Source organism: Rhizobium sp. BK491, from assembly GCF_014194925.1.
Taxonomy (GTDB): domain Bacteria; phylum Pseudomonadota; class Alphaproteobacteria; order Rhizobiales; family Rhizobiaceae; genus Rhizobium.
On record NZ_JACIAR010000004.1, the window covers coordinates 145,441 to 168,779 of the forward strand.

General features: G+C 57.9%; 23 protein-coding genes and 1 pseudogene. 15 read left to right on the plus strand and 9 right to left on the minus strand.

Annotation, left to right across the window (positions count from 1 at the left end; genetic code table 11):
- Entirely contained in the window at positions 1-1,035 is a 1,035-nt protein-coding gene (locus FHX05_RS19045; protein WP_183873789.1) for a Gfo/Idh/MocA family oxidoreductase, read from the plus strand.
- A gap of 92 nt (positions 1,036-1,127) precedes the next feature.
- Here FHX05_RS19045 and FHX05_RS30435 read toward each other — a convergent pair.
- Positions 1,128-1,235, minus strand: a pseudogene (locus FHX05_RS30435) (amino acid ABC transporter substrate-binding protein); the annotation flags it as partial.
- Between the two features lie 185 nt (positions 1,236-1,420).
- On the opposite strand from FHX05_RS30435, the gene FHX05_RS19050 reads away from it, so the two are divergent.
- The 7 genes from FHX05_RS19050 (at position 1,421) to FHX05_RS19080 (ending at position 9,449) form a co-directional block, all read left to right on the plus strand.
- On the plus strand, positions 1,421-2,584 hold the full coding sequence (locus FHX05_RS19050; RefSeq protein ID WP_183873791.1) for a GGDEF domain-containing protein: 1,164 nt from the start codon (positions 1,421-1,423) through the stop codon (positions 2,582-2,584).
- Between the two features lie 295 nt (positions 2,585-2,879).
- Positions 2,880-3,623 (plus strand): FadR/GntR family transcriptional regulator, encoded by a 744-nt coding sequence (locus FHX05_RS19055; protein ID WP_183873793.1) that lies wholly within the window; start codon positions 2,880-2,882, stop codon positions 3,621-3,623.
- 169 nt (positions 3,624-3,792) lie between these two features.
- Complete coding sequence (ugpC, locus tag FHX05_RS19060; RefSeq protein WP_183873795.1) at positions 3,793-4,860, plus strand: sn-glycerol-3-phosphate ABC transporter ATP-binding protein UgpC; 1,068 nt, start codon at positions 3,793-3,795, stop codon at positions 4,858-4,860.
- Positions 4,861-5,014: 154 nt separating this feature from the next.
- Positions 5,015-6,328: an ABC transporter substrate-binding protein gene (locus FHX05_RS19065; RefSeq protein ID WP_112335953.1), complete on the plus strand. Its 1,314-nt coding sequence runs from the start codon at positions 5,015-5,017 to the stop codon at positions 6,326-6,328.
- Between the two features lie 65 nt (positions 6,329-6,393).
- Entirely contained in the window at positions 6,394-7,329 is a 936-nt protein-coding gene (locus tag FHX05_RS19070) for a sugar ABC transporter permease (RefSeq protein ID WP_041678257.1), read from the plus strand.
- A 15-nt stretch (positions 7,330-7,344) separates the two neighbouring features.
- Positions 7,345-8,244: a carbohydrate ABC transporter permease gene (locus tag FHX05_RS19075; RefSeq protein WP_183873797.1), complete on the plus strand. Its 900-nt coding sequence runs from the start codon at positions 7,345-7,347 to the stop codon at positions 8,242-8,244.
- A 209-nt stretch (positions 8,245-8,453) separates the two neighbouring features.
- Entirely contained in the window at positions 8,454-9,449 is a 996-nt protein-coding gene (locus FHX05_RS19080) for an aldo/keto reductase (RefSeq protein WP_183873799.1), read from the plus strand.
- Between the two features lie 353 nt (positions 9,450-9,802).
- On the opposite strand, the gene FHX05_RS19085 is transcribed toward FHX05_RS19080, so the two are convergent.
- Together FHX05_RS19085 and FHX05_RS19090 are read right to left on the minus strand one after the other, a co-directional pair.
- Positions 9,803-10,912 (minus strand): acyltransferase, encoded by a 1,110-nt coding sequence (locus FHX05_RS19085; protein ID WP_183873801.1) that lies wholly within the window; start codon positions 10,910-10,912, stop codon positions 9,803-9,805.
- Between the two features lie 209 nt (positions 10,913-11,121).
- Positions 11,122-11,970: an alpha/beta fold hydrolase gene (locus tag FHX05_RS19090; RefSeq protein ID WP_183873804.1), complete on the minus strand. Its 849-nt coding sequence runs from the start codon at positions 11,968-11,970 to the stop codon at positions 11,122-11,124.
- A 154-nt stretch (positions 11,971-12,124) separates the two neighbouring features.
- On the opposite strand from FHX05_RS19090, the gene FHX05_RS19095 reads away from it, so the two are divergent.
- Complete coding sequence (locus tag FHX05_RS19095) at positions 12,125-13,045, plus strand: LysR family transcriptional regulator (RefSeq protein WP_112335948.1); 921 nt, start codon at positions 12,125-12,127, stop codon at positions 13,043-13,045.
- A 108-nt stretch (positions 13,046-13,153) separates the two neighbouring features.
- Entirely contained in the window at positions 13,154-13,528 is a 375-nt protein-coding gene (locus FHX05_RS19100; RefSeq protein WP_112608551.1) for a VOC family protein, read from the plus strand.
- A 91-nt stretch (positions 13,529-13,619) separates the two neighbouring features.
- Here FHX05_RS19100 and FHX05_RS30440 read toward each other — a convergent pair whose 3' ends face one another.
- Positions 13,620-13,916, minus strand: a complete 297-nt coding sequence (locus FHX05_RS30440) for a hypothetical protein (protein ID WP_246699007.1) — start codon at positions 13,914-13,916, stop codon at positions 13,620-13,622.
- A gap of 154 nt (positions 13,917-14,070) precedes the next feature.
- Positions 14,071-15,126 (minus strand): agmatinase, encoded by a 1,056-nt coding sequence (gene speB, locus FHX05_RS19105; RefSeq protein ID WP_183711349.1) that lies wholly within the window; start codon positions 15,124-15,126, stop codon positions 14,071-14,073.
- A gap of 96 nt (positions 15,127-15,222) precedes the next feature.
- On the opposite strand from speB, the gene FHX05_RS19110 reads away from it, so the two are divergent.
- Positions 15,223-16,386 carry an aminotransferase gene (locus FHX05_RS19110; RefSeq protein WP_183873807.1) on the plus strand — a complete coding sequence of 388 codons (1,164 nt, stop codon included), beginning with the start codon at positions 15,223-15,225 and terminating at the stop codon, positions 16,384-16,386.
- On the opposite strand, the gene FHX05_RS19115 is transcribed toward FHX05_RS19110, so the two are convergent.
- The 4 genes from FHX05_RS19115 to FHX05_RS19130 all read right to left on the minus strand — a co-directional run bounded on the left by FHX05_RS19115 (position 16,363) and on the right by FHX05_RS19130 (position 20,047).
- Positions 16,363-16,902, minus strand: coding sequence for a flavin reductase family protein (locus tag FHX05_RS19115; RefSeq protein WP_183873809.1), 540 nt, complete (start codon positions 16,900-16,902; stop codon positions 16,363-16,365). The genes FHX05_RS19110 and FHX05_RS19115 overlap by 24 nt on opposite strands.
- An 11-nt stretch (positions 16,903-16,913) precedes the next feature.
- Complete coding sequence (locus tag FHX05_RS19120) at positions 16,914-18,254, minus strand: LLM class flavin-dependent oxidoreductase (protein WP_183873811.1); 1,341 nt, start codon at positions 18,252-18,254, stop codon at positions 16,914-16,916.
- Between the two features lie 111 nt (positions 18,255-18,365).
- The gene (locus FHX05_RS19125; RefSeq protein WP_183873813.1) at positions 18,366-19,307 is read right to left on the minus strand and encodes a LysR family transcriptional regulator; all 942 of its coding nucleotides are present in this window, start codon (positions 19,305-19,307) and stop codon (positions 18,366-18,368) included.
- Positions 19,304-20,047 (minus strand): UTRA domain-containing protein, encoded by a 744-nt coding sequence (locus FHX05_RS19130; protein WP_183873815.1) that lies wholly within the window; start codon positions 20,045-20,047, stop codon positions 19,304-19,306. The genes FHX05_RS19125 and FHX05_RS19130 overlap by 4 nt, the downstream gene beginning before the upstream one ends.
- A 230-nt stretch (positions 20,048-20,277) precedes the next feature.
- Here FHX05_RS19130 and FHX05_RS19135 point away from each other — a divergent pair, with 230 nt between their 5' ends.
- The 4 genes from FHX05_RS19135 (at position 20,278) to FHX05_RS19150 (ending at position 23,297) form a co-directional block, all read left to right on the plus strand.
- Positions 20,278-21,105: a transporter substrate-binding domain-containing protein gene (locus FHX05_RS19135; RefSeq protein WP_183873817.1), complete on the plus strand. Its 828-nt coding sequence runs from the start codon at positions 20,278-20,280 to the stop codon at positions 21,103-21,105.
- Positions 21,106-21,202: 97 nt separating this feature from the next.
- The gene (locus FHX05_RS19140) at positions 21,203-21,844 is read left to right on the plus strand and encodes an amino acid ABC transporter permease (protein ID WP_112415755.1); all 642 of its coding nucleotides are present in this window, start codon (positions 21,203-21,205) and stop codon (positions 21,842-21,844) included.
- Positions 21,841-22,509, plus strand: a complete 669-nt coding sequence (locus tag FHX05_RS19145) for an amino acid ABC transporter permease (RefSeq protein WP_183873819.1) — start codon at positions 21,841-21,843, stop codon at positions 22,507-22,509. Before FHX05_RS19140 ends, FHX05_RS19145 begins: the two co-directional genes overlap by 4 nt.
- Positions 22,506-23,297: an amino acid ABC transporter ATP-binding protein gene (locus FHX05_RS19150; RefSeq protein WP_112335937.1), complete on the plus strand. Its 792-nt coding sequence runs from the start codon at positions 22,506-22,508 to the stop codon at positions 23,295-23,297. Before FHX05_RS19145 ends, FHX05_RS19150 begins: the two co-directional genes overlap by 4 nt.
- Positions 23,298-23,339 lie beyond the last annotated feature (42 nt).

Here is a 23,339-nt window from a genome sequence, read left to right on the forward strand (position 1 = left end):
ATGGCGAGCCGGGTCAAGCTGGCAGTCCTTGGGGCGGGGCTGATCGGCACGCGTCATATCAAGCACGTGATGGAAGAGCCCGCCGCAGAGCTGATGGCAGTTGTGGATCCCACGCCAGCCGGCCAGGCGATCGCGAGTGAGGCTGGTGTCAGATGGTTCCCCAGTTTTGCCGACATGATGATTTCCGAGCGCCCCGACGGAGTCATCATCGCAACGCCGAACCAGGTGCATGTTCAAAATGGGTTGGAAGCCGTGGAAGCGGGCGTCCCGGCGCTGATCGAAAAGCCGATCGCGGACGATATCGCTGCCGGCGAGAAGCTTGTGCAAACGGCCGAGGCCAAAGGCGTGGCGCTGCTGACGGGACATCACCGCCGGTATAATCCGATGATGCAGAAAGCGAAGGAGATTATCGACAGCGGGACGCTCGGTCGGATCCTGATCGTGAATGCGATGTTCTGGCTGTTCAAGCCGGACGAATACTTTGACATCCCCTGGCGGCGAGAGCGTGGAGCGGGGCCGGTCTTCCTCAACCTAATTCACGACATCGATAACCTCCGTTTCCTTTGCGGCGATATAAACGCGGTACAGGCGCGTGAATCCAACGCTGTGCGAGGCAATGCCGTCGAGGAAACCGCTGTTATCCTCATCGAGTTCAAAAGCGGTGTTCTCGGCACTGCTTCCGTGTCCGATTCCGTTGTCGCGCCATGGAGTTGGGAGATGACGACGGGAGAAAATCCCGCTTACCCGAAAACTCAGGAGATTTGCTACATGATCGGCGGAACACACGGATCTATGGCCGTGCCGTCGCTGGAAATATGGAGCAATGCCGAGAAGCGAAGCTGGACCGAGGCATTTGAGCGCGACAGAGCCGCATTCGAAAACGAGGATCCGCTTGTCATGCAGATTCGTCAGTTCTGCAGCGTTATCCGGGGCGAGGAAGCTCCTCTAGTCAGCGGCCGGGAAGGCTTGGAGACATTGAAAGTCATTGAGGCCGTCAAGCGCTCGGCCGCGATGGGAGGACGCATCGTCCTCTAGACAGCAGTGAAGGCAAGCGGCGAGAAAACGCATAGCTGTTCCATAATAGCTCGTCGCCGCAAAAGGCATGTAAGTGAGATAGGCATCAGAGAAAGCGACCTTCTCCTGCCTGCCTCGGTCGCTCCGATCATCGCTACAGCAATGTCGAAGCGCCGATTGGCAACCGACGGCAGCAGGGCGGAAAATTCCCGGCCAGTGAACCTACCTCAGTTCATATGCGATCGCCCTGCCTAACCGACGAGCAGCGATACCAGATAGCATCACGTCAATTGCAACTCCAGAGAACCCTCAGAATTAGAACAAAATTCCACTTCTCTTTGGATATTCGCAAAAAATTCAACAATACTGGATATTGCGGTGCTGACGAACGACCCCTTGGTGTTGAATGACCAGCGAACTTGATCTTCCGACTGTCCTCTTCTTGCAGAAAACGTCCTATATTGCTGGCGCTTTGACCTTGGGTTACTTGCGGCTCACCTCGGCGGAAAGCCGTGGGGTCGGGCTTCTCGCAGCGAGCTTTGTGGTCCTTGCCGCGGGATCGACACTGGCGGGGTATGCAGAGCTTTATCCCGCGCTTTATGGCCTCCTAAGTCTTTTCAATATCGCGCTTGGGGTTCTGGGGTATTGCCTTCTTGCCTTGGCCTTTGTCCTGATCAGCGATCCCGATCGTAAAATCAACCCATGGCTTGTATTCCTGCCAGCAATCGGAACTTTGGCGGCTGGATTGATCACAGCATTCCATCTGACTAACATCTACCGGGCGACAACTTTCACGGTTCTCGGGTGTTTGACGATGGCTGCTACCGCTGTTGTCGTGTTTCGGGATGCATATCGTGAGCCGCTGCCGATCCGCAGGTTGATTGTAGGACTGCTTGCCGCCGCCAGTCTGCTTTCGTTAATTATGGCGCTGGAATTCTCCACCAGGTCCTTTCCTGTGCTCGCTGTGGCTAACGGCTTCCTCCTGATGATCATTTCCAAGTTCGTGCTTGCGATTGCAATCGTGATCTTCATCAGCGAGCGTCAACATGCCAAGATTAAAAATCTTGCTGACCGCGATCACCTCACGGGCCTCTACAATCGTCGCTTTTTTAATGCAAACGCGCCTAGCCAGCCACATCCCGGAGACGCGGTTCTTTTTCTGGACATAGATCATTTTAAGCAATTGAACGATCGCTGGGGGCATGCAGCGGGCGACGAGGTTCTTTCAGCGATGGCGCAGGCGGTTCAGTCAACCTTACCGAAAGGGGCGTTGCTAGCGCGCCAAGGGGGAGAAGAGTTTATCGTCTTCCTTCCGGCAAAGGCGGGGGACGCGTCATTTTATGCGGAGCGGATCCGCAAGACCGTAGCCGAACTCCGCTTTCCTACACTTGGTCCCGAGATTACGGTGACGATAAGTGGCGGGGTTGCGAGAGCTTTCCACGGGACTGAACTTGCGAGCCTTTGTCGGGAGGCTGACCGAGCACTGTATCTGGCGAAAGCTGCGGGACGAAATCGCATATGCGCCGCTGACCTCGACGCAGTTCCGCAAAACCGCCTCCGATTGGCTTAACGCAAGACCAAGGCGGCTTCTCGTGACGGGCGCTTGCCGAAATGCTGTTGAACAAGCTGCACCATAATTGGCACAAGATCACGCAGATCGAAGCTGAGGCAGAAGAGCGCCGCAAGCCTCTTGGCTCGCCGCCATCGTGGCCAAAGGCGAGACTGCAACGAAAAAGAATCCTCTTCAGCGGCAGCGCCTTTGATTAGGCTCTCGTCGGTTGCGGCAACGAAATTGTCTTGACGGATTTCCTCAACGATCTTTAATTAACTGATCTGCTGGACCAACCAGTGGACCGGGGGACGCGATGGACGAAAGTCCGATCTTGACCGAGGTGCCGAATATCGCGCGGAGTCTCGCCCGCCGAACGGCGCGTGATGTCATCGCCGAGAAGCTGATGGTCCTGATCGCCACCAACATGTTGCGACCGGGCGACGAGCTGCCGGGCGAGCGTGAATTGGCCAACGTTCTTCATGTCAGCCGCGAAACGGTGCGTGGCGCTATTCAGGCGCTCGCCGCGCAGGGCATTATCGAAGTTTCGCATGGCAGCCGCAGCCGCGTCTGTGAGGTCGATCTCAGCCACATTACGGTGACGATCGCCTCTCCCAATGCAATCGACGGCTATGATCTGGAATCCGTCCACGCTGCCCGTCTTCACATCGAACTCAAGGTTGTCCGCGACGCCGCCGAGCGCATCGATGACGTCACTCTGGCAAAGCTGCAGGCGCTGCTGGAGGCCCAGCGTCTCGGGGGCGACGATGCGATGCGTTTCCTGATCTGCGACCGCGAATTCCACGTGGCCATCTATCGAGCCTGCGGAAACCCGCTCCTCGCCGACTTCGTCACCGATTTATACACCTACATGATGAATTACCGCCGCCATGCCATGGCCAAGCCGGGTGCCGTCGAGGCGAGCTACAGCGATCATCTGGCGATCTTTGAGGCGCTCGCTCGCCATGACCAAGATGCCGTCGTTGCGGCGTTCGAGCATCATCTGACGCGTATTTACGACACGACCAAGGTTCAACTGGCGAGCGGCAATCCTGTCTGATCTGGCCAGTATGAGGAGATATGGCTGAGATGCACGTGAGAGAGACAAAGATGCCGGTCGGCGGCGGGGTATAGGACGTCGAAGTCGGATTAATGCATTCTGGCGGTTCGTGCCTCGGAGGAGGGCTGACCGCAAGTCAGACAGGTGAAAGGTTCTGGGAGGAGCTTTTATGGCAGGTGTCGAGTTTGTCGATGTCAGGAAATCATTCGGGGCGTTCCCGGTTATCAAGGGTGTGAATATCGATATTGCGGACGGGGAATTCGTGATCCTGGTGGGACCGTCCGGATGCGGAAAGTCCACGCTTCTCAGAATGCTTGCCGGGCTCGAGAATATTTCCGCCGGCGAGATCCGTATCGGCAATCGCGTGGTCAATGGAATGGCGCCGGGCGACCGCGACATAGCCATGGTGTTTCAGAATTATGCACTCTATCCGCATATGTCGGTGGCCCAGAACATGGCTTTCTCGCTGATGCTCAAACGCGCGCCGAAGGCGGACATGGACCAGCGCGTCAAGAAGGCGGCGGAAATCCTGGGTCTGACCAAACTTCTCGACCGCTATCCCCGCCAGCTTTCCGGCGGTCAGCGCCAGCGTGTCGCCATGGGTCGCGCGATCGTGCGCGATCCCCAGGTCTTTCTCTTCGACGAACCGCTTTCCAATCTTGACGCCAAGCTCCGGGTTGCCATGCGCGCCGAAATCAAGGAGCTGCACCAACGTCTCGGCACCACGACCGTCTACGTCACGCATGATCAGATCGAGGCCATGACGATGGCCGACAAGATTGTCGTCATGCATGATGGCGTCGTGGAGCAGGTGGGAAAGCCGCTGGATCTCTACGACACGCCTGCCAATCTTTTCGTCGCGGGCTTCATCGGTTCGCCGGCGATGAACATGATCAAAGGCCGCCTCGATACGGAGAGTGATGGTCGGTTCATCGCGTCGGACGGAACTGTCCTGCCCGTCGCAAATCCGCCCGCTGGCGCCAGGGGGCGCGACCTCGTCTATGGGCTGCGTCCGGAATACATCACGCTCGATGCCGAGGGGCTGCCTGCGGAAATCATCGTGATCGAACCGACGGGCTATGAAACGCAGATGACGGTCCGGTTCGGCGGCAGCGATGTCAACTGCATCTTCCGGGAGAGGATCAATGCCAAACCCGGCGATACGCTGCGCATTTCCATCGATGTGCCGCATGTCCATCTCTTCGACGCCGAAAGCGGTCAGAGATTGACGATTTGATGCCGCTTCGGTGCGGAGCCGGAAGAAGAGGAGTCTTCCTGCTCACCCATCGATGCGGAAGCATTCGGCCGGTTCGAATGCGATAGTCGTCGTTCACCAAACGGGAAGGTGGGCGCCGGGGGAATTTGCTCCCGTTTTTCAAAGGAGGAGTATCATGCCATTCAAGAGACGTGACTTTCTAGCTGCATCGGCGGCCGCCGCCGGCATCGCCGGCCTCTCGCCACTCGGTATACGCCCATCTTTCGCCCAAGCCGAACCGGGCTACACGCCCGAAAAGGGCGCAAGTCTCCGGCTGCTTCGCTGGACACCCTTCGTCAAGGGAGACGAGGATGCCTGGCTTGCCAATACCAAGAAATTCACCGAGGCGACGGGCGTCGAGGTTCGTGTTGACAAGGAAAGCTGGGAGGACATCCGACCGAAGGCTGCCGTCGCGGCCAATGTCGGTTCAGGGCCTGACATGGTGATGTGTTGGTTCGACGATGCTCATCAATACCCTGACAAACTCGTCGACCTGACGGAGCTCGCCACCTATCTCGGCAATAAATACGGCGGCTGGTATGACGGCGTGCGCGGTTATGCGACCCGCGGTGACAAGTTCATCGCCATGCCGCTGACGGCGATCGGCAACGCCGTCGTTTATCGCGATAGCCATGTCAAGGCCGCCGGTTTCAGCGAATTCCCCAAGGATACCGCGGGATTCCTTGAGCTTTGCAAGGCCATGAAGGCGAAAGGTACGCCCGCCGGCTTCCCGCATGGCAAGGCGGTCGGTGACGGCAACAATTACGCCCATTGGCTGCTTTGGAGCCATGGCGGCAAGATGGTGGACGAAAGCGGCAAGGTGACCATCAACAGCCCTGAAACGCTGGCGGCCATCCACTATGCGCAAGCCCTCTATGCAACCTTCATCCCCGGCACGGAAAGCTGGCAGGACATCAACAACAACCGGGCCTTCCTTGCCGGGCAGGTATCGCTGATCGCAAACGGCGTTTCGGTTTATTACGCAGCTAAAAAAGATCCGAAGCTTGCCGAAATCGCGGCCGATATCAGAACCACAAACTTCCCGATCGGCCCGGTCGGCAAGAGTGTCGAACTGCACCAGACGAGCTCGCTGGTTCTATTCAGCCATACCAAATATCCGGAAGCAGCCAAGGCCTATATCAAGTTCATGATGGAAGGCGACCAGATGAACGCCTGGATCCAAGGATCGAGCGCCTATTGCTGCCAACCGTTGAAGGCCTTTGCCAACAATCCTGTCTGGACCGCCGATCCCGTTCACGCACCCTATGCACGCGCCTCGGAAACGCTGCGCCCGAACGGCTATGCCGGCCCACTCGGCTATGCTTCGGCAGGTGTGATGGCCGATTACGTGCTCGTCGACATGTTCGCGGCCGCCGTAACCGGCCAGATGACGCCGGAGGATGCGATGAAAGAGGCTGAGCGGCGCGCAAACCGTTATTACAAGGTTTGATCCCCCAGAAGATCTGCAGCATGCCGGCGCCGGCATGCTGCGACCGTTCATCAGGAGATAATGCCATGTCGACCGTGACATCTGGCGATACGACGCGCGGCCCGATCAGATCGCTCATGCAGAACAACAATATGCTCGGCTTCCTCTTCATGTTGCCGGCAGCCATCTTTCTGGTTTGCTTTCTCACCTACCCACTGGGACTTGGTGTCTGGCTCGGTTTCACTGACACGCGGATCGGGCGCGCCGGCAGTTTTATCGGCTTGGAGAATTATCAATACCTGGCCAATGATTCCGTCTTCTGGCTGTCGGTCTTCAATACACTGCTCTACACTTTCGTAGCTTCCGTCCTGAAATTCGTGCTGGGCCTTTGGCTGGCGCTGCTTCTCAATCAGCACCTGCCATTCAAATCGTTCTTCCGGGCAATCGTGCTCCTGCCCTGGGTCGTGCCGACGGTACTTTCGGGATTGGCATTCTGGTGGATCTACGACTCCCAGTTTTCCATTATCTCTTGGTCCCTGATGAAAATTGGCCTGATCCATAGTCCGATCAATTTCCTCGGCGATCCGACCAATGCAAGGATCTCGGTGATCATCGCCAATGTCTGGCGCGGCATTCCTTTCGTCGCGATCTCGCTGCTTGCCGGCCTGCAGACGATTCCCGCTTCGCTTCAGGAGGCGGCGTCCCTTGATGGCGCCACAAGTTGGCAGCGCTTCCGGTATGTAACGCTGCCGATGTTGACGCCGATCATCGCCGTCGTGATGACGTTCTCCGTGCTGTTCACATTCACGGATTTCCAGTTGATCTATGTGCTGACCAAGGGCGGGCCGGTCAACGCGACGCATCTGATGGCGACGCTTTCTTTTCAGCGCGGCATCCCGGGCGGTCAGCTCGGCGAGGGTGCGGCAATCGCCGTGGCAATGATCCCCTTCCTGCTTGCCGCCATCATGTTCAGCTTCTTCGGTCTGCAGCGCCGCAAATGGCAGCAGGGCGGACAGGACTGAGATCGGGAGAACGCCATGACCATAAAAACCGAAACGGCCAATCCCGTTCTGACCGACGACATCCAAGGCATGGGCTACTTGAACCGCCTGCCTCGCCGTATCGTCATACTCTATCTGCCGATGGCGGTCTTTGTCTTCGTTCTTCTGTTTCCCTTCTACTGGATGGCCATGACGGCGATCAAGCCGAACGCACAGCTGACCGACTACAATAACTACAGCCCCTTCTGGGTCGTGGAGCCGACGCTCGATCACATCAAGTACCTGTTCTTCGAGACCTCCTATCCAGGCTGGCTCTGGAACACGATATTGGTGGCGGTGGGATCGACGGCGTTGTCGCTGCTGGCGTCGATTTTTGGCGCCTACGCAATCGAGCGTGTGCGCTTTACCGGCTCTCGTTCGATCGGGCTGCTGATTTTTCTGGCCTACCTCGTTCCGCCTTCGATCCTGTTCATTCCCTTGGCTTTCATCGTCTTCAAGCTGGGAATTTACGATTCCAGACTTGCGCTCATCTTCACCTATCCAACCTTCCTCATTCCATTCTGCACTTGGCTATTGATGGGCTATTTCAGGTCGATACCCTTCGAGCTGGAAGAAAGTGCGCTGGTCGATGGCGCCAGCCGCTGGCAGATCCTTGTCAAAATTATTCTGCCCCTGGCGGTGCCCGGACTGATCTCGGCCGGCATCTTCGCCTTTACGCTGTCCTGGAACGAATTCATCTATGCGCTCACTTTCATTCAATCGTCGGAAAACAAAACGATCCCGGTCGGTGTCCTGACGGAATTGGTTCGCGGCGATGTTTTCGAGTGGGGGTCGCTCATGGCCGGCGCATTATTCGGTTCACTGCCGGTCGTCATCCTCTACTCTTTCTTCGTCGACTACTACGTTTCGTCGATGACCGGTGCCGTGAAGGAGTGACGAATGCCGCGGCGGCGGATCGCTGATGCAGCGGTCCGCTTTCCTCGGGGCTTTCTGGCATTCAACTCTGTCTTGGTTGCGTCTCGCCCCTCGAAACGGTTGAACCACCGCTTTTCATGAATGAAAAACACCCTGCAGATTTGGCTGTTTATCACTCCGGCATCTCTGCCTATGTCTGCCTGTAACGGTGGATGATCGTGGAGGATGACATGCTGACCAAAGCCGATAGTGCGACCACAATAACGCTCTGGAATGACCTGGAAATTCCACGCCTTGGCATGGGATGCTGGGCAATCGGCGGACCGTTTTACGCTGGCGACGTGCCTCTCGGCTGGGGCGAAGTCGATGACGATGAATCGATCCGTGCTATCGACCGGGCGGTGGATCTCGGCATTCGCTTCTTCGACACTGCCTCGAATTACGGGGCTGGGCATTCTGAAGAGGTGGTCGGCAGAGCGCTCGGCAATCGCGACGATATCATCATCGCCACCAAATTCGGCTTCGCGACGGACGAGAAGACCAAGCAAGCTACAGGCGCTTTCTCCGATCCCGCCTTTATCCGGCGGTCCGCCGAGACATCTTTGCGCCGTCTGCGCCGCGATCGTCTGGATCTGCTGCAGTTCCATCTCAACGATTTTCCGCTTGAAGCGTCTGACGAGGTATTCGAGACACTCGAAATGCTCAAGGCTGAAGGCAAGATTGAGGCCTTCGGCTGGAGCACTGACCACCCGGATCGTGCGGCACGTCATGTGCATCGCGCAGGGTTCGTCTCGGTTCAACATACGATGAACGTCTTCGAGCCGGTTCCGGCGATGATCGATGTCATCGAGCGCAACGGCTTGATTTCCATCAATCGCGGTCCGCTTGCCATGGGGCTTCTTAGCGGCAAGTTCACGCCTGACAAGGCTATCGGCGAGAAGGATGTGCGCGGTGCGAGCCTCGACTGGATGGTCTACTTCAAAGACGGCAGGATCGCGCCTCAATTTGCTGCTCGCTTAGAGGCGGTCCGTAATCTGCTGACCGAGGACGGACGCACGCTTACGCAGGGTGCGCTTGCCTGGTTATGGGCGCGTTCGCCCCGCACGCTGCCAATTCCCGGCTTCCGTACAGTTGCCCAAGTCGAGGAAAACGCCGGTGCTCTGGCAAAGGGACCCTTGCGAGCAGATGTGATGGCGGCGATCGATCAAGCGTTGGCCGGCCTGTAGATCGGCCCATACATATGCCGAGAGGAGGATCGTCGGTATCACATATTCCCAAAAACTCGTCCTTCGCCATCCGGCGGTGGAGCCAGTTGACGTGCCGGTTCGTATCCTCGATATCGCAGGTCTCGCAGCGGACGCGGAACTTGTCCGGCATGATGTTTTCGCTAAGGTGCCCAATCTCGGGAAACTCACCGGTATGAAGCGTCTTGTGGGGTCGTTCGATCGCTTTGAAGCCTTCCCGGAAGGTCGATGGTCATTGCTTTGTGCGCTCTGAGTGGGCGCCCAGCGGAACCGACGAGCGCGGAAAGTTCCCTTTGAAGGAGACTGCCATGACCGTCTCGTCGCACGGCGAATCTTCATTCCGCTTCGGAAATACCTTTCTTCGGCCGAGGTAGATAAAACCCATTCTCAAATAGCCGCGTCAGAACTGACCTGGTCAGCCGTCGGGACGGCTCATCGAAGAAGCGCCAAAGCAGGTATGAAATGCATATCAGAAGCAGTACGGTCATCGTCACAACGGTTTCCGGCGAGGCCGTCGCTCCGACCTTATTGAAGATTACGTAACCGATGTGCTGATGCAGTAGATAAAAGGGATAGCTGATGCCGCCAAGCGCGAGCATCACGCCTCCAGGCAAAAGCGAACGTTGTCGCTTTATTGCCAAGGCGACAATTGCCACAATGGCAAGACAGGAACTGACAACAACCAGATCGCTATAGTCCACACCGTAATTTTCGCGATTCCATTGGGTCATTTCCAAGGATTGGTACAGGGCAACCGCAACCGATAAGGCGAGCAAAACGAAATTGCGAAGCGTGTAGCCTTTGCGAAACGCGGCGTAAAAAACCAAGCCGATACAGAAAAAACCGCTTTCGTCGGTCAGCGCGAGATGGCGCATCAAAGGATTGGCAAAGAAAGCACGATCTACTGTTGAAACAAGCAGCCAGCCGACAACAATGGCCGGATACAGCCGCGGCTTGAAACCGCCCAGTTTTATCAGAACGAAAACCCAACCGTAAAACACGACCTCGTAAGAGATCGACCAATAGGAGCCGTCCATGATCTCTTGCCCCAGCAGTCCGGGCTGGAGGAGCAGATTAGCGGCCCATTGCGCAACGGTCGCGTTGATCTGCGGCGCGCCATAGATGGCGACGATCAGGGACGTCAATGTCATGCATAATACGAACATTGGATAAATTCGCGCAAAGCGCGCGATAGCAAATTGCCCCGGTGTTCGCCCTTCCGCCGAGTAGGCGATGACGAAACCGCTTATCACGAAGAACATCTGCACGCCCAGATATCCGTATTTCAACACGGATATCCAGTCTGGAAGATTCATCTCGGTAAAACCAAGCGTTTTGCCTCGGAACCCGAAATGAAAGAGCGCCACCGCAAGTGCAGCCAGGAACCTGAGCTCATCGAGTACGCCGATCCGCTCAGCGGAAGTGACATGTGGCACCTGCGTCATAGCGACGTCCAAGTCATTCAGCGAGCCCCGCGGTAAAGACAATCCCAAGCTTCACCATCCTTATACTCAACCGAAAGTCGGAACAAGAAGGCCACTATCGAGCGAGCGTCGACCCGCGACGCCTTGTCCTTCGCCTGCAGTTTTCGGCCTGGACAAGCGCCGCCTGCCCAGGTTTCACAGGCGGTGTTCGTCCGGACTCGACCAGGATTTCAAGCGGATTTTTGGTTGAGAAACGCCACAACCTCTTCGGTGAAGGCTTGCGCAAACTCGATATTGGAGAAGTGCACGGCCGGAAAGGTTTTCAGCCTTGCTCCTGGGATCGTGCTGGCGATTGCTTCACCCATGGCGTGCGACGTCACGGTGTCGAACTCGCCGGCGATCACGAGCGTCGGGCTCTGGATGAGGGCGCTGGTACGGCGCATGTCGGCATCGCGCACGGCGGCAAACAGGCCAGCGAGTCCCTTGCGCGATATGTTCAGCAACATCTCTCGAAACTGGCGAACAACCGGTCCGTTCGCCGCGATCATCGCTTTCGGAAACCAGTTGCCGAGGAAGGTCTCCGCGGCTTCGCTCATGTCCGGCGCAGCGAGCGTTGCGGCTATCGACCTGTCGAAGGTTTCGGCGGGGCCGAGGTAGGAAGAGGTATTGCTGAGGATCAGACGGTCGATCCGTTCCGGCGCGTGGATGGCAAGCCATTGGCCGACCCAGCCGCCGAGGGACAGGCCAAGAAAATGCGCTCTCTCAATCCCGAGCCAGTCCATCAGCTCCAGCACGTCGCGGCCGAGCCTTCCGTCGGAATAGGCGCCAGCCGGCACGTCCGAGCCGCCATGACCGCGGTAATCATAGCGGATGACCCGAAAGTGTTCGGCGAATTTGGGAATCTGGAGATCCCACATCTGCAGGGTGGTCGCAATGGAATTGGCAAGGATTAGTGCCGGGCGGTCGTCCCGCCCATCGATCCTGTAGGCGATCCGGACGCCATCGCCGGTGGTGAAGAACGACAGGGCGGCCGGCTCTTCGGGATTGAGTGTGGCGAGTTCTGCGGAATTATTCGTCATCGATATGGTCCTTCTCTTGTTGTTGGCACCTGCCGCATTGCCGCAGAATCTGGTTCCGGAAAGCGGGGCGGGGTCGAGAACAGTCCGACGCTAATTCTCTCTTCCTTCCAAAAAAATTGAAAAGATTGGAAAGTCATTGTAAATAGAATCTACAATGCAGCCATTCACGCTCCAGGAAATCCAATGTTTCGATGCGGTGGTCCGCGAAGGCGGCTTTCAAGCGGCAGCCTCGGTGTTGAACCGGTCGCATACGGCCGTGTTTGCAGCGATCGCCAAGCTTGAGGCCAATCTCGGCGTCGTCCTCCTTGATCGTACCGGCTATCGCGTAGATCTCACCGAAGCTGGTCGCTCCTTTCATCGCAAGGCGCAGGCCCTGCTCGGCGAAATGGAAGCGCTGCGGGTGCATGCCCGTCAGCTCACAATGGGAGAGGAGACGTATCTGCGCGTGATCCTTGGCGACACCTGCCCGTTGCATGATGGCCTGCAATTGCTCGGTGGCTTCTTCGCCGCCTGTGCGAACACGCGGCTCGATCTGCATTTCGAGACGATTGGCGGACCATCCGAGCGGCTTTTAGAAGACGAAGCCGACCTGATCCTCCATTGGATCGATAAATCCGATCCGCGGCTCGAATGGATCGATCTCGGCGCGATCTCCTTCGTGCCGGTGGTTGCTCCCGACTTCCTGCCATTCGCACCCTCGCGATCGATCACTCCAGAACAAATGCGTGGGTTGACCCAATGCATCATCCGAGACACGGCGCGCGATATTGCAAAACCCAGTTTCTACGTGGTCGAGGGTGCACCGCAATGCACGGTCGCCGATCACGCGATGAAAAAGGAGATCGTCCTTCGCGGCATGGCCTGGGGGCATCTGCCCCGCTTCATGATCGAGGAGGAGTTGCGTGACGGACGTCTGCTCTCCATCACGGGACAGCATTTCCCGGGCATGGATATCGACCTTGTGGCGGCACGCCGCCGCGACCGCCCGCACGGACCCATCGCCAGCCGACTCTGGCACTACATCCAAACGCATCCCCGATTTGCGGATAAGGCCTCGACTTCATCGCCGAGATGAGCAGAATGAGTAGGAGATCGCTCTCCATCAAGAGCTTTGCGGCTGGCCTACGGCAAGGTTAGGCTAGCATTGAATGGGAGCCATTGGGTATTTTACCGGAGACGAAGCATGTTCACTCACGTCATGATCGGCAGCAACGATTTGGAACGAGCCAGAAGCTTTTACGACGCCACATTCGGTGCATTGGGTGGTAATCCGGGCGAGATGGATGAGCGAGGCAGGCTGGTCTATATCCACGAGGGTGGCCGGTTGATGATCACGAAACCGATTGATGGCAAGCCTGCGACCGCGGCTAACGGCGGGACTATCGGTATAGCCGCCGCGAGCCCCGGCCATGTTCTGGCGTGGCATGCCGCCGGTGTCGCGCATGGTGGCATGGCGATCGAAAGTCCGCCCTCCGAGCGCCCGAACGGAGCATTCGTCGCATATCTTCGCGATCCTGACGGAAATAAATTGTCCGCGCGGTCTCAGCCGACGAAATGAAATGAGCGTCAAGCGACGCCTGGGGGACAACAGCCACAGTAATGTCGAGTTCGGGCGGATTTCCGTCACGGCAGCATCAGGTCAATAGCGGTCAATCCCTTCTTTCGGGGATCAGGCGTATCTGAGTTCCATGACGTGCCGAGACCTTGATCGCCGTCGATATCTCACGAAGTGGTCCACGCGCGACGAGTGCCTCCGGCTGAGGGACATTTCCAGGACCCGCATCGACAAAGGCGGCCCAGTCGTCTTCGGAATCGAGCATCGCCATGAACGACGTTGCGACGATTGCTTTGCCGCAGGCGGCGCATCGAAGTATGTATGAGCCTCCGTGAACGATCGATTCGGTCTTGTCTAGTCCGCATGAGGTGCAGACCAACGTATCACTCATTGCGTCACCCAATGTCCACTGGCTCAAAGACGTCGCGACAACAGTGTGTCGACATGCGTTCCAAGAGGACCGATGGCGACACACTATTGTCTGTTCCGTATCGCCATGAAAACCCAGCCTATGCGGCGAAATTGCCTTTCGCTGAACACAATGCTCAGCGGTTGCCGATCGACGGACTGAACACCATGAGGCTGAGTATCTCGAAGAGCACCTGAGCTCCGGCATGTGCGGTGTTGGTCGTCGCGTCATATTGGGGAGCGACTTCGACGACGTCGCCGCCTACGAGATTTATGCCCTTCAGCCCGCGTATCAGCTCAAGCACTTCGCGCGTTGTCAATCCGCCGATCTCGGGCGTGCCTGTACCGGGGGCAAAACTCGGATCGAGGCTGTCGATGTCGAAGGATAGATAGGTCGGGCCGTCACCGACGATGGATTTGGCCTTGGCGATGATGGCTTCCATCCCCATTGCGCTGATGTCTTCTGCGTGGATCACGGTCATTCCCGATTTATAGGAGAATTCCCATAGATATTCCGCCGAACCGCGGATGCCGATCTGGATCGTCCTTGTCGGATCAAGCACGCCATCCAGTACGGCGTTGCGAAACGGTCCGCCATGATGAAACTTCGTCTGATCGAAGGCGCCGCTGGTGTCGCAGTGCGCATCGATATGAATGAGGGCCACCGGCTCCTTCCGACCGACCGCCTTCAAAATGGGATGAGTGATGGAGTGGTCACCCCCGACCGAGAGAGGCGCGACGCCGGCATCGACGATCTGGCCGATACGCTTTTCGATGTCGTCGTGACTGAGCTCCAGCCTATAGCGGCTCTGGAACGGTACGTCGCCAATGTCGGCGACGCGCAGATCGAAGACCGGCGCGGTTCCCAGAACGTGGTTATAAGGGCCGATCCTCTCAATGGCGCGAAGTGCGCGTGGTCCGAAGCGGGAGCCGGGGCGGTTGGTGACGCCGAGATCCATCGGAATTCCCGTGATTGCGACCTGGAGATTGCCGAATTCAGGCTCGTCGGCTGCGACCTGCATGTAGGGCGCGCTGAGGAAAGTCGGCACACCGGCATATGGTGCCAGTCTCGTGCCGCTCTTGGAGATGATCTTCTCTGCGACTTTGCGAAACTTCTCGTCGAATATCTCGCCGCCTTTGCTGTCTGCAAATTCCGCACGCAGCTGTTCGAGCCGCATCTTGTCCCACACCATGCGCATGCGTCTCCACTTGAGATCCGTATCACTCAACAAAGAGGTTGAGAAAGCAATTGGTATCGTTGTAGCAATCGGTATCAAAGAGAAATCGATATGACCGCTGCAAAATCCAATTCGCTTGTTGCCCGCCTCTCCCCTCCACCCATCCCTTCCGTCGTTGCCTGGGGCCGCGAATACAAGGGATTGAAGGGGCCACTCATTGATCTGTCGCAGGCCGTGCCCGGTTATCCTGCGCATCCTGAAATGCTGCGTCTGCTTGGCGAGACAGCTGCACAACAGGCGATGACGGGATACGGCCCGATCGAGGGCGAGCCTTTGCTGCGGCAGGCCTATGCCGCACATGTCGCAGAAGTTTACGGCGCGGACATATCTGCCGGCAATATCCATATCACGGCCGGCTGCAATCAGGCGTTCATGTGCACGGCGATTGCTCTTGCTGGCGCCGGCGATACGGTCGCGCTCACCAATCCTTTCTATTTCAATCATGACACGACGCTGTCGATGCTGGGAATCGGGCGGGGGCTGGTCGAGTGCGATCCCGCAACCGGCTTTCTTCCGGATCTCGGTTCAGCAGAGGCCGCGCTTTCCGCCGGCGCGAAGATGCTTGCCGTCGTGACGCCCAACAATCCTACCGGAGCAGTCTATCCGCCCGAGCTGCTTCACGCGCTTTTCAGGCTCTGCCGAAAATATGGCGCCTGGCTGGTCGTTGACGAAACCTACCGCGATTTCCTGGCCGAAGATTACGGCCGGCCGCACTCGCTGCTGTCGGAGCCGGGTTGGGAAGATACGCTCGTTCTTCTCTACAGCTTTTCGAAATCCTTCTGCATCCCAGGTCATCGCCTCGGTGCTGTCACGGCAGGTCCCGAGCTCATTTCAGAGATCGCGAAGGTCATGGACAATATGCAGATCTGCGCCCCGCGTTCGGCTCAGATCGCAGTCGCTGCGGCTCTGCCTGTCGTTGCCGACTGGCGGGCCGGCAACCGGCTGGAAATTGCTCGCCGTGCCGATGCCTTGAGGGGAGCGTTTTCCGAGTTGGCTGGCTGGGAGATTGCAGCGATAGGCGCCTATTTTGCCTTTGTTCGCCATCCTTTCGAGGGCCGATCGTCGTCCGAGGTTGCCGAAGAACTTGCGAGGGAACGCGGCGTGGTCTGCATACCCGGGGCATATTTCGGCGAGGGGCAGGAGCGCTACCTTAGACTTGCCTTTGCCAATGCCGATGTCGCTTCGATCGGACTATTGCCGGATCGGCTGCGCTAGGCAGCGTTCGTCAACCGCGGTCGGAAGGTCATGATAGCCGCCTCGCCAGTAGAGCAGCGGTCCGATGTCCTGCCGGATTTCCATCGCACAGATATGCCCGATCAGAATGGCATGGGAATGGTGATGGAATGCGGTTTCGAGCTTGCAGTCGAGGACTGTCAGGGCATTTTCAAGTGCGGCGGCGCCTGTCTTGAGGCGATACCACCCGGCACCCTCGTAGCGGTCGGCGCCCTTGCGTCCGCTAATACCGGAAAAGGATTGCGCGACGTGCTGTTGGTCGGCTGCAAGCACGTTGACGCAGAAACAGCCATACCGCTGCAGCGCCGGCCAGGAGGAAGAGGTCCTGTTGATGCTGACGATGACGGAAGGCCGATCGGCCGAAAATGAGGAAACCGATGTTGCGGTGAAGCCGGTGCGGTCTTGGCCATCACCCACCGTTATCACGCTGACCGCACCGGCCAGATGACGCATCGATAGTCTGAATTCCGCGTCGCTGATCAGAGCCTCGTCACCCATTGGATAGGCCCTCAGCTCTTGGCAAAACGGTTTGCCGGCGTTGAAATGCCGAGGTTTTCGCGAAGGGTCTTGCCTTCATATTCCTCGCGGAACAGTCCGCGGCGGCGAAGCTCCGGCAGGACGAGCCGCACGAAGTCGTCAAGGCTGGATGGCAAGGTCGGAAACATCAGGATAAAGCCGTCGGCGGCACGCGTCTCGAACCACTCTTCCATGCAGTCGGCGATCTGGGACGGCGTGCCCGTTATGCCATTGCCGGTGTGTTTCTCCGCATAATGCCGGATCAGCTCACCGACGGTGTGACCGCTCTTGACGAAATCGACCAGTTCGTCGAACAGGGCACGCGACCCTTTCGGAGCGGCCGGCAGCCGGTCCATCGGGAAAGGCGCATCGAGAGCCACGCCACGCAGGTCCGCCTCCAGGAATTCGGAGAGCATCAACCGCCCGACATCGGGATGCATCTTGTCGATCAGATAGTCCACCTTCGCCTTTGCCTCGGCCTCGGTTTCACCGACATTGACAACGATGCCTGGCATGATTTTCAGATCATCCCGATCGCGGCCATGGGCGGCCATCCGGCTTTTGACATTGTCGTAGAAGGACCGGTTCCGTTCGATGTTCGATGCGAGGCTGAAGACGATCTCGGCGGTGCGTGCCGCCATATCCATTCCGGGTTCGGAACCGCCGGCCTGGGCGATGACGGGACGGCCCTGTGGCGTTCGGGCGATGTTGAGGGGTCCGCGAACCTGGAAGTGCTTGCCCTTATGGTTGAGCGTGTGGTGCTTGTCCTTGTCGTAGTAAACACCGTTTTCGCGATCGAGAAGGAGCGCGCCTTCCTCGAAGCTGTCCCATAGGCCGAAGACAACGTCGACGAATTCGTTGCCGCGTTCATAGCGTAGCGCGTGCGGATCGAGCCCCTCGCGATTGAAGTTGTAGCCGGTTTCGTCATGGTCTGACGTGACGACATTCCAGCAGGCGCGGCCCTTGCTCAGATGGTCGATCGAGGCAAACAGACGGGCTACATTGTAGGGCTCATAGTAACTCGTCGAGACCGTTGCCACGAGACCGAGATCGTTGGTCGTGACCGCGAGTGCCGAGAGCAGCGACAGGGGCTCGAAGCGGTTCATCTTGGTTGGAATCCGGGCGAGCGCATTCGGATCGCCGACAGCCGCTGCTGGAGAATCGGCCATGAACATGAAATCGAATTTCGCCGCCTCGGATCGTTTGGCGACATCGAGCAGATGCGCGAAGTCGTTGGCGCCGTTGACATCGCTTGCCGGATGCAGCCAGGAGGCTGGATGAAAGCCGAACGTATAGACGAAAGTTCCGAGTTTCATCTTGTCGGTCCGTGCCATCGAATTCTCCCTTTATATCGGCCACGCAGTCCCGTTGACGGCGGATGCGTAAATTATCGCCAAGCGCAAAATTTCATCAATATCGTGCACCTGAGTTCCGTTTTAGTTTTTCTAAAATGTTGGTGCGGGCGCCGATACCAGACCCTGCTGGCGGGAAATGGCGACGAGCCAATCGCGAAACTGGCGCCCGTGCGGTTTTTCCAGGGCAGCCCGGTCCCAGGCGAGAAAGTAGCTTTCGCGCAGGGGAATACGTATGTCGAGGGGAATGATGAGCGTCTGCGCCTCCAGCTCATCTGCAATCATCGACATCTGCGCGAGAACGACGCCACGCTTGTTGACGGCGGCATCAATTGCGCTGCTCGAGAGCGTGAAGGAAAGGCCGGCGGCGGTTTCCTCGAGTGCCGCTCCCGTCTTCGCGGCGAATTCAAGCCAGCTTGGATAGGGCGTGAAATGCCGCTCCCATTCGACATGCAGGAGCGGATATTGAAGAAGTTGCGTCGCAGAAGGCGCTTTGCCCTTGATCAGGGCCGGCGAGCAGGCGGGAACCACCCAATCGCGGAACAGCTCGGTATAATGTTCGTGCTGCAGTACGTCCGATCCGTAGCTGATGCGGAAATCAATGTCGTCGAAGCCCATGCGTGGTTCCTTGTCGCGACCGACGATCCTGACATGCGCATTTGGATGAAGGACCTGCCAGTCGAAGATCCGGCGCCCGATCCATTTGTTGACGACGGAAGACAGCGCGCTGAGAACCAGGGCATTCTCGTTGCGAGCCCGTTCCAGGATCTGCTCCGCGGCTGCGAATTGTTCGAATCCCTTCGATATTTCCTGATGATAGAGCCGCCCCCATTGGGTGAGCTCCACCGTTCGACCATTGCGCTCAAGCAAGGTGACGCCGAGAAAGCTTTCGATCTTCCGAATCTGCTGACTGATCGCCCCGGGCGAAACCTTCAGCTCCAAGGCTGCGGCGCTCACGCTGCCGCAACGGCCGACGGCTTCAAAGGCTTGCAAGCCCTTAAGCGGAACTGCCCTGTTAATCCGTTTGTCGTTCAAGAAGTGCTTCCTTGCGGTGGTTGATCGATGACGCCTCTTTCATTGGGATGAAAGTCGCCGGCGAACTGGAAACGATCGCCGGGATGGATGAATTCGACATAAGTGACCGTGCGACTGCTCTGCCATGTCTGACGGATGAGCGTCAGGCAGGCTTCACCGCGTTCGGTCTCAAGCAAGCGAGCCGTCGCAGCATCGGCCGAGACGGCTCGAATGACATGCCGGGCCTTCGACCAGGGCACCCTGTCCAGCAACCATTTGCCTGGTGGTACCGAAGCGAAACTCTCGGTTCTTGCTGAAGGCACCAGGTCCAGCATGATGATGCGCCGCTCCAGCGCATTCGCTTTGCCATCGACCGCATGCAGGCAATGGAGCCGCAGGATTTCCGCCCCCATGGTTTCGCCAAGCCGCATCGCCGTGGCAGAATCGAGCTTTTCGACTTTCCGCATCAGCATCGTGTGGCTATGTTCGTGTCCCGCCAACTCCGCTTCTGTGGAAATATCCTGGATGTCCATGACCGTGCGATCGATTTGCCGCGAAGCGACAAAGGAGCCGAGCTTGCGACGACGTATGATCATGCCACGCTCAGCCAGGGTCGAGAGCGCCTTGTTCACGGTCATCCGAGAGCATTGATATTCTTTCAGCAGCTCGTGTTCGACAGGTATTCGGTACCCCGGCGGCCAGATGCCGCTCACGATCCTGCTTTCGATATCCTTCAGAATTTTCTGATGAATTGGGACCAACGCTCGCCTTGCTCCGGCAATGAATTCAATGTCCGTGAAAACCGCTTCTGCCCGATCCATCGGGCATCATGCGGCATAATTCTTGCGTTCGTTATGTTTTGTATTTGACAGTGTAGGCGAGGCTGTATCTATTTGTATAGACAAAAAAGGTCATAGAAATCGGCCTGACGGGACAATGCTTGGGGAACCTGAACCTTCCAAGGGAAGGGTACAAAACTGGAGAGAAAGACATGACGAAGAATTCGCTTCTGAAGGGGTTGGTTGGCGCCGCACTTTTATTTGGCGCAACGATTTCGGCCCATGCGGCTGACACGCTTGCCGCGATCAAGGCCGCCGGCACCCTGAAGGTCGGCACCGAGACGGCCTTCGCCCCGTTCGATTTCATCGATGCAGGCAAGCACGTTGGCTTGAACGTTGACCTCTTCGACGAGATCGGCAAGGAGTTGGGCGTGAAGATCGAATGGGTCACGCTTCCGTGGGACGGCGTTTTCCCGGCGCTTGAAGCCGGCAAGTTCGATGTCGTTGCCGGTCCGGCAACCATCACCAAGAAGCGCATGGAGCGCTATCGCTTCACGCCGCCGTTGGCCGAAGCGACCATTGCGATCCTGAAGAAGGCCGGTGACAAGACGATCAGCAAGCCGGAAGACATCGCCGGCAAGAAGATCGGCGTTGGTAAGGCGACGGCGCAGCTTGATCAGCTCAAAGAGTTTTCCGAAACCTTGCCGACTAAGGTCGATATCCGCGAATATCCGGCCTTTACGGAATCCTACGCCGACCTCGCAGCCGGCCGTATCGCCGGCGTTGCCAACTCGTTGCCGAATATTGCGTTCGTCGCCAAACAGCGTGAAGGCACGTTCGAAGTCGTGCTGCCGCCCTTCGGCAAGAAGTCCTATTTCGGCTTCATCGGCCTGAAGGACGCCGATCATGCACCGTTGATGGACGCTATCGATGCCGCCATGTTGAAGATCAAGGCCGACGGCCGCATGGCGACGCTGCAGAAGAAATGGTTCGGCGCAAGCTTCGACACGCCTGACGCTGTCAAGGACCCGGCATTCTGATCAGTCCTCGGAAACCGGCCGTGCCCGCTTTCTTGTCGGGCACGGCTGACGACCGAGATCCCAGCTTCCTGGTCACCACGCGGGCGAACACTCAACAATGTCCATCGAGCTCTTTGGATTGCTTGTACAGGCATCCATCTACACGGTGACGATCAGCTTTGTGTCGATCTTTATCGGTTTTGCAATTGCGATCCTGATTTCGGGAATGTTGCTGACGGGGCGTAGCCTTTTCGTGCGACCTGCCCAGTTTTTCATCAGCTTTTTTCGCGGCGTGCCGCTGCTGGTGCAGTTGCTGCTGATTTACAATCTGCTCCCGGCCGTCGGCCTCAACGTGCCAAGCATCGTCGCCGCCGTCATCGGCCTGTCGCTCTGCACAGCTGCCTACCAGGCAGAGAATCTGCGCGGCGGCTTTGCCAGCGTGCCGCTGGGCCTTGTGGAGTCGGCGGAGATGGTTGGCCTGACGCCGCGCCAGATCTTTCGCCGCATCAAGGTTCCGATCGCGCTGCGGCTAACCTTTCCGGCTCTTGTCAACGAGGCGATCCTCATTCTGAAGGCATCGTCGCTGGTCTCTGTCGTCGGCATCGTCGAACTGACCCGCATGGCCCAGGATCTTGCCGGCAGCACCTTTCTGCCGCTGCAGATCTTCGCCTCGGCCGGCCTTATCTACCTCGTGATCAACTGGGTAGTCGCGCTTGCCGGCGGCCTGATCGAAAGCAGATTGCCGGGGGTAGCGCGATGACCTTCGACATCAACGTCCTGATCGGGCAGTGGCCCGCCATCCTCAGCGGCGCTGGCGTAACGATCATGATATGGATTATAGGCACCATTGCCGCGGCCGTTATCGGTTTCCTGATGGCGGTTGGCCGGCAATATGGCGGCGTGGTGGTCGACAAGGTGCTGGGTGCCATCGTGGCGGTGCTGCGCGGCACGCCGTTTCTTATCCAGATCTTCCTCGTCTATTATGGCGGCCCTTTCGTCGGCCTTGAGCTCGATCCAGTGCCTGCCGGACTGATCGGCATTTCGATCTATGGAGCGGCTTATTTCAGCGAAATCTTCCGTTCCGGATTTCGGGCCGTGCCGAAAGGTCATATCGAGGCTGGCGAATGCGTCGGCTTGACGCGGGGGCAGATCATCAGGCGCATTCTCTTGCCCGAGATGACGATGCTGGTGCTGCCGCCCTGCGTGAACATGACCGTCATTCTGATGAAGGAGACGGCAGTCCTCTCCATCATCACCGTGCCGGAATTGACGGCGACGCTCAGTGCGATCGGATCGCAGCAATATGCCTTCGTCGAGGCGCTTTCGGCCCTGGCGCTCTTCTACTGGGTGCTGGTCGAAGTCACCGGCTGGCTTGGCAACCTTGCCGAAACGAAACTTTCCAGATTCAGGTTTTTCAACGCATGAGCGTCCCCGCTATAGAAGTCAGGAATCTCGTCAAGACGTTCGGAGAGACCACGGTCCTTCATGGCATCGATCTCGCCATCGAGCCGGGGCAGGTTTCCTGCCTCATCGGTCCATCCGGTTCCGGCAAGAGCACGCTCTTGCGATGCATGGCTTTTCTTGAAGAGGCAACGCGCGGGACGATCTCTATCAACGGCGAGGTCCTTGGCTTTGCCGAGGATTCTCAAGGGCGCCGTGAACGGATCTCGGCAGCCACCAATCGCTCGATCCGCGCCCAGATTGGCATGGTGTTCCAGCAGTTCAATCTTTGGCCGCATATGACGGCGCTCGGCAATGTCAGCGAGGCATTGAAGACGGTTCACAAGATGAGCCGAAAGCAAGCCGAGGATGCGGCCATGGTGCAACTCGTCAAGGTTGGGCTTGAGGCGAGAGCAGGGCATTATCCGTCACAGCTTTCCGGCGGACAACAGCAACGCGTGGCGATCGCCCGCGCCCTCGCTTTGAAGCCGAAGATCATGCTGTTCGATGAACCGACATCATCGCTCGATCCGGAACTGACCGGCGAGGTCTTGAACGTCATGCGCGACCTGGCAGCCGAAGGCATGACGATGGTTGTCGTTTCGCACGAAATCGGTTTCGCTGCGACCGTCGGCCAGCAGATCATCTTTCTCGATCACGGCAAGGTGCTATTCAGCGGGCCGCCTCAAGAAGTGTTCAAGAAGCCGAGAAATCCTCGTCTTGAGCAATTCCTCGATACCTATCTCGACCGTGGTGCATCGATGTTGCTCTGATGCTGATGTGGGTGACCGGAGTGAGTGCAATCATCTCGTATG